The sequence below is a fragment of the Actinospica durhamensis genome, assembly GCF_018139695.1.
Classification (GTDB): Bacteria; Actinomycetota; Actinomycetes; order Streptomycetales; family Catenulisporaceae; genus Actinospica; species Actinospica durhamensis.
The window spans coordinates 1-6,446 of sequence record NZ_JAGSOG010000383.1 but is presented as its reverse complement, the minus strand read 5'-3'; the positions used below and the strand labels follow the sequence as shown (position 1 = coordinate 6,446).

6 protein-coding genes are annotated in these 6,446 nt (G+C 71.0%); 3 read left to right on the top strand and 3 right to left on the bottom strand.

The window, feature by feature from the left end:
- The first annotated feature begins 55 nt into the window (after positions 1 to 55).
- Entirely contained in the window at positions 56 to 1,978 is a 1,923-nt protein-coding gene (locus KDL01_RS38090) for an AMP-dependent synthetase/ligase (RefSeq protein WP_212533580.1), read from the top strand.
- A gap of 1 nt (position 1,979) precedes the next feature.
- Positions 1,980 to 3,788, top strand: coding sequence for a GMC oxidoreductase (locus tag KDL01_RS38085; RefSeq protein WP_212533579.1), 1,809 nt, complete (start codon positions 1,980 to 1,982; stop codon positions 3,786 to 3,788).
- Here the strand turns inward: KDL01_RS38085 and KDL01_RS38080 are convergent.
- The 3 genes from KDL01_RS38080 to KDL01_RS38070 form a co-directional block, all read right to left on the bottom strand.
- On the bottom strand, positions 3,767 to 4,111 hold the full coding sequence (locus KDL01_RS38080; RefSeq protein ID WP_212533578.1) for a hypothetical protein: 345 nt from the start codon (positions 4,109 to 4,111) through the stop codon (positions 3,767 to 3,769). The two genes, KDL01_RS38085 and KDL01_RS38080, sit on opposite strands and share 22 nt — an antisense overlap.
- Positions 4,108 to 4,821 carry a hypothetical protein gene (locus tag KDL01_RS38075; RefSeq protein ID WP_212533577.1) on the bottom strand — a complete coding sequence of 238 codons (714 nt, stop codon included), beginning with the start codon at positions 4,819 to 4,821 and terminating at the stop codon, positions 4,108 to 4,110. The genes KDL01_RS38080 and KDL01_RS38075 overlap by 4 nt, the downstream gene beginning before the upstream one ends.
- Before the next feature lie 176 nt (positions 4,822 to 4,997).
- Positions 4,998 to 5,708, bottom strand: coding sequence for a GH12 family glycosyl hydrolase domain-containing protein (locus tag KDL01_RS38070; protein ID WP_212533576.1), 711 nt, complete (start codon positions 5,706 to 5,708; stop codon positions 4,998 to 5,000).
- A gap of 166 nt (positions 5,709 to 5,874) precedes the next feature.
- Between KDL01_RS38070 and KDL01_RS38065 the strand changes: the two genes are divergently transcribed.
- On the top strand, positions 5,875 to 6,231 hold the full coding sequence (locus KDL01_RS38065; RefSeq protein ID WP_246577559.1) for a VOC family protein: 357 nt from the start codon (positions 5,875 to 5,877) through the stop codon (positions 6,229 to 6,231).
- The last annotated feature ends 215 nt before the right edge of the window (positions 6,232 to 6,446 follow it).

Genomic DNA, 6,446 nt, shown 5'->3' with positions numbered 1-6,446 from the left:
CCCCCACCGTTCCCCCGCGCCCGACGCACCCACCACGCAGGCAAAGGAGCCGCGCATGGCAAGGACGTTCTACCGCAGCCTCAAGGCCGCCCGCAGACGCAAGGACCTGCTCGCGCTGACCACCGTGCACGTGCGGCGCGAACAAGGCCGCGTGCGCGAGGCCGCGACCGATCCCCTGGCCGCGCCGCTCGGCCGCGGGTCCCTGGCCGACATACCCTTCGACAACGCCCGGCAGATGCCCAGACACGTGGCCCTGCGCCGCCGCACCGCGCAGGGCTGGGTCCCGGTGACGGCGGCCGAGTTCGCCAAGCAGGTGGCCGAGACCGCCAAGGGCCTGATCCAGGCCGGGTTGCAGCCCGGCGGCCGGGTGGCGCTGATGTCGCGCACCCGGTACGAGTGGGCCGTGCTGGACTTCGCCATCTGGGCGGCGGGCGGGCAGACCGTGCCGGTCTACCCCACCTCCTCCGCCGTGCAGCTGGAATGGATCCTGGAGGACTCCGGCGCGCAGCTCGCGGTGGCCGAGGACGCGGCGAACGCGGACGTGATCAAGCAGGCGACGATGGTGCTGGACCGGGAGCTGCCGGTCTGGGTGCTGGAGGAGGACGGGCTGGCGCGGCTGGCCGAGCTGAGCCTGGGCGTGCCGGACGAGGTGCTGGCCGAACGACGGGCCCGGCTGACGCCGGAGACGATCGCCACGCTCGTCTACACCTCGGGCACCACCGGCCGGCCCAAGGGCTGCGTGATCACCCACGGCGCGCTGCACGCGGAGGCGGCCAACCTGGTCGCGCTGCTGGTCCCGGCCTTTCAGGCGGCCTCGCGTCAGGACCCTTCGACGCTGATGTTCCTGCCGCTCGCGCACGTGCTCGGGCGGGTGCTGGAGATCGCCTGCCTGCAGGGCCGGATGACGATCGGGCTGTGGCCCTCGATCAAGCCGGACGAGGTGCGGCCCGAGCTCGAGGCCTTCAAGCCCACCTTCCTGTGCGCGGTGCCCTACTTCTTCGAGCGGATCCACGACATCGCGCGCGCGACGGCCGAGAAGATCGGGCGCGCCTCCTCCTTCGACCGGGCCGACCGGATCGCGGTGCGCTACGGCGACGCGCAGATGGACGCGCTGCTCGGCCGGGGCAAGGGCCCCGGGTTCGGGCTGCGGTTCGCGCACGGGCTCTACGACCTGCTGGTCTACCGGCGGGTGCGCGCCGCGATGGGCGGCAACGTGCGCTACGTCATCAGCGGCAGCTCCCGGCTGGACGCGCGCCTTGCCTCCTTCTTCTTCGGCTGCGGGGTGCTGGTCTACGAGGGCTACGGGCTGACCGAGACCAGCGCGGCCGCGACGGTGAACCCGCCGCTCGAGCCGCGGGCCGGGACGGTGGGCGTGCCGATCCCGGGCGGCGGGGTGCGGATCGAGGAGGACGGCGAGATCCTGCTCCGGGGCCCGATCCTGTTCTCCGGATACTGGCTCAACGACGCCGCGACCGCCGCCGCGATGCACGGGGAGTGGTTCGCCACCGGCGACCTCGGCGACCTGGACGAGGACGGGTACCTGACCATCACCGGGCGCAAGAAGGACATCCTGATCACCAGCGGCGGCAAGAACGTCTCGCCCAGCCTGCTCGAGGACCGGCTGCGCAGCCGTCCGCCGGTGGGCCAGTGCATGGTGGTGGGCGACGGGCGGCACTACGTGGTCGCGCTGGTCACGCTGGAGCTGGAGGAGATGGAACACTGGCTCTCGGTGCGCAAACGCCCGCTGGACACCCCGTTCGCGGACCTCGCGCGGGACCCGGAGCTGCTGCGCCAGGTGCAGGCGGCGGTGGACTACGCCAACGAGGCCGTCTCGCGGGCCGAGTCCATCCGCGCGTTCACCGTGGTCGAGGGTGAGTTCACCGAGGAGAACGGGCTGCTGACGCCGTCGCTGAAGGTCAAGCGGCACGCGGTGGCCGATGCCTACGCGCAGGAGATCGAGGACTTGTATGCCCACTGATATGCCCACGGAGAACGCAGGCGCTCGCGGCGCCGGCAACGACTACGACGTGGTCGTGGTCGGATCAGGCTTCGGCGGCTCGGTGGCCGCGCTGCGGCTGAGCGAGAAGGGCTACCGGGTCCTGGTGCTCGAGGCCGGGCGCCGGTTCACCCGGGAGTCGCTGCCCAAGACCTCGTGGTCGCTCAAGGACTATCTGTGGGCGCCCCGGCTCGGGCTCTACGGCATCCAGCGCATCCACGTGCTGGGCAACGTGATGGTGCTGGCCGGCGCGGGCGTGGGCGGGGGCTCGCTCAACTACGCCAACACGCTCTACGTCCCGCCCAAGGCCTTCTTCCAGGACCCGCAGTGGGGCGCGATCACGGACTGGGAGGCCGAGCTCAAGCCGTACTACGCGCAGGCGAGGCGGATGCTCGGGGTACGGCAGAACCCGACGACGACCGAGGCGGACGAGTACCTGCGCACCACGGCCGAGGCGATGGGCGTGGGCCCGAGCTTCACCCTGACGCCGGTGGGCGTGTTCTTCGGCGACGGCAAGGACGCCGACGGCGCGACCAAGGCGTCGCCCGGCGAGGAGGCCGAGGACCCGTACTTCGGCGGCGCCGGACCGAAGCGCCGGGCGTGCGTGGAGTGCGGCGAGTGCATGACCGGCTGCCGCCACGGCGCGAAGAACACGCTGCCGGAGAACTACCTGTACCTGGCCGAGCGCGCGGGCGCGGAGATCCGGCCGATGACCACGGTCGTGGACATCCGGGCGCGGGCGGCCGCGGGCGGCTCGGGCGATGGTTCCGACGCCGGCTACGAGGTGCACGTGGTGCCGACCGATCGGCGGCGTAAGGCCAAGCCGACGGTGATCCGGTGCGAGAAGGTGGTGGTCGCGGCCGGCACCTACGGCACGCAGACGCTGCTGCACAAGGTCAGCGGACGCGGCGGCCTGCCGCGGATCTCGGCGCGGCTCGGGGTGCTCACCCGCACCAACTCCGAGGCCCTGGTCGGTGCGCTCACCTTCCCGCGGCCGTATCGGCGCAGGCGCGGCACGGGCGCGGCCCCCGACTTCACCCAGGGCGTCGCGATCACGTCCTCGATCCACCCGAACGCGACCACGCACATCGAGAACGTCCGGTACGGCAAGGGTTCGAACACCATGGCCCTGATGTGCGTGCCGCAGTACCGGGCCGGGGGCCGGATGCCGAAGGCGCTCGCCGCGGCGTTCGCCTACCTGGCGCATCCGGTCATGGTCGCGCGCACCGCCGCCACCCGGCACTGGTCCGAACGCACGATCATCGGGCTGGTGATGCAGACGCACGACAACTCGCTCACCACGTACCTGCGCTCAAAGCGGCCGGGCCGCGGCCTGCTGACGGCGCGGCAGGGGCACGGCGCGCCGAACCCGGTGCACATCCCGGAGGGCGCCGAGGCGGCGCGGATGCTGGCCGAGCAGATCGGCGGCCTGGCCGGGACCAACCTCGGCGAGCTGCTCGGGATGCCGCTCACGGCCCACTTCCTCGGCGGCTGCCCGATCGCGGCCGACCCGGAGCACGGGGTGATCGACCCCTACCAGCGGCTCTACGGCCACCCGGGCATCAGTGTGGTGGACGGCTCGGCGGTCTCGGCCAACCTCGGCGTCAACCCGTCGCTGACCATCACGGCGCAGGCCGAGCGGGCGATGGCACTGTGGCCGAACCGGGGCGAGCCCGACCCTCGCCCGGCCCAGGACGCCGGGTATCGGCGCCTGGATCCGGTCGAGCCGCTCGCCCCGGCCGTACCCGCCTCGGCCTTCGGGCGGCTGGACTACGTGAACTTCGAGAACTGACGCGCCTGCGTGAGCACGTCCACCAGTTCGCGGTACCGGCGCACCGCGAGCCGCAGCTGCTCGGTGGCCGGTGGCGCTCCGTCGGCCGCGCCGCCGAGCTCGCGGCGGCGCCGGGCCAGGTCGACGGTCAGCGCCCGCACGAGGTCCTCGAGCAGCCGGTCCGCGTCCTGGGCGCAGCCGAGCGGATCGTCCACGAATCCGGTCTGGATCTCGCGGATCCGCGCGCGGTAGTCCAGCTCGGCGGACGAGCCGGCGGAAACCCCGTCCGGCAGGCCCGCGGGCGGCCGGACCAGCACCGCCTGTGTCGTCGAGGTCTCACTCATACGAGCGCCTCCTGGTCCTGCTGCTCGCCGCCCGAGTCCGCCCCGGCGATCGCAGCGGGCTGACGACGGGAGGAGCCGGAGTCCGCGTTGGTGTCGCCGGTCAGTTCCTCGAAGAAGACGCGGAAGTGCAGCATGGCCTGGCGCAGCTGTTCGGTGCTGTCCACGCCCGGGGCGCCCGAGTGCGAGCGCGTGAGCAGGTCGTGGCCGTCGCGGAACTCGGCGAGGCTGTGCGCGTGGTCCACCGAGGCGAGGGCGAGCTGCTGCTCCGGGTCCCCTACCGGGTAGCCGCGGGAGGAGAGCGCGTCGCCGATCAGCTGCTCGGCGCTGCGGGCGGAGGCGCCCGGGTCGTCCACGAAGCCGGACTGGGCGGCCTGCCAGGAGGTCGTCAGCCGGGTCCGTTCGTCCGGATCCAGCGGGTTGATCATCAGCGCCTGACGCTCGCGTTCCCGGCGCTCGATCTCTCGCTCCACCGCGGCGTGGTCCGCACCGTGGTAGGCGAGCATGCGGTCGTATTCGCGCCCGTACTTGCGTTGCAGCTTCTCCCGGTCGCGGCCGGAGCGCGAGAAGCGGGTCGCGAGCCGCGCGTTGACGGTGCTGTAGGTGGAATTGAGCCACTGCTCGGCCTGGCTGTTCCACGGCGAGTACCGCACCAGCCAGAAGCCGGCGGCGGCCAGGACGAGTATGACGACGATGGCCACGATCAGGCCCATGATCCCCTTCCCTCCACACGCGTACACGATGCTCGAGTCCTGATCGGTCAGGACTTTCGGCACGGGTTGCCGCGCGGGAGGGATTCAAACGGTCCCGCCGCCGCGCCTTCGAGCGGCGGCGGGACGGTCGGTGCCGACCCGGAGAGGGTCGAGCTCAGCCTGCCCGGCTCAGCTCGTCAGCTCGCCGAGGCCGAGTAGGAGTTGATGGTGAAGTCCTCCTGGACGTTGCCGGTGCCGCTGATCTCGAACCCGTACTGGATGGTGGAGAGCGTCGGGTTGGAGAAGTAGCCCTTGGTGTTCTCCATCCACTTGAGCAGGTCGAGGATGTTGACCGAGCCGCTGGTCTCGTTCGAGGTGCGCACGAACGAGTAGACCTCGTTGGAGCCGTTGCTGCCGACGTACACGGTCCAGGTGTTCGAGTCCAGCGTCAGGTTGCCGATCGAGGAGCCGAGCGGGCCGACGTTGCCGACCTTGTCGGTCCAGATCATGACCTCGTACGTGCTCGAGTTGAGCCAGATGTCGTAGGCCGACTCGAAGTTGCCGGAGGACGGGATCGTCTCGTTGAACGAGCTGGTGGCGCTCGACAGGGAGTTGATCGCCTTGCCGATGGAGAGCGAGGCGTTGGGGTACGCCTTGACTCCGGAGGTGCTCGGCTGGGTCGAGTAAACCCCCCAGTTGCTGGCCGAGTTCACCCAGAGGGTCTGGGAGCCGTAGCCGCTGCCCCACTCGTCGTTGTAGATCGTGTAGGACCCGCTGGTGCACGAACCGTACTGGGCCGAGGTGGTGCAGGTGGCGGCCTGAGCGGGGCCGACGGCCAGCATCGTGGCGGAACCGGCGACGGCAGCGGCCGCGACGGAGCGCCACAGACGGTTGCGATTGCGCGTCATTGCGCTTCCCTTCTGTGTGGGTAGCCTCGAGAACGTCGAAGCGCTTCGAATTCTGCGACTCCTCATATGAGCTGTCAATATGCGGCCCAGGAAATTTAAATTCGACACCTGTTCGACGAAAGCATCGAAGCGCTTCGATGAGGTGGGACGGACGTATACTGCGATAGTGATCACCGCAGGACATGTCATCGTGTTCAGTCAGGACCCCGAGGCGGACCGTGCGTTCTTCGACAAGGTCCTGAAATATCCGCATGTGGACGCGGGCGGAGGCTGGCTGATCTTCAAACTGCCGCCGTCCGAACTCGCCGTCCACCCGGCCGAGGAGACCGACGCCGGGCGCGTCGAGCTCTACCTCCAGTGCGACGACCTGGAGGGGACCATGGCGGAGCTCACCGGCAAGCACGTCCGCTTCACCCGCCCGCTGACCGTGCAGCGCTGGGGCCGGGTGACCGCCTTCCGGCTGCCCGGCGGCGGCGAGGTGGGGCTCTACCAGCCGTCCCACCCGGTGGCGGCGACACTGTAGGCGGCCGTGGGCGGCCGGATCACCGGCCGCCCACCCGTGACGCAGGCCTCTGCCTACATCCACCCCTCCAGCGCGGTCAGGAACCCCGCCAGGTTGTCGCGGTGGATGGTGTGGCCGGCGTCGGGGACGGTGCGGATGGTGAAGCCGGCGGAGCGCAGGGCGGCGGCGTCCAGGGCGCCGACGAGGGGGGTGCGGCTGGGGAGCAGTATGAGGGC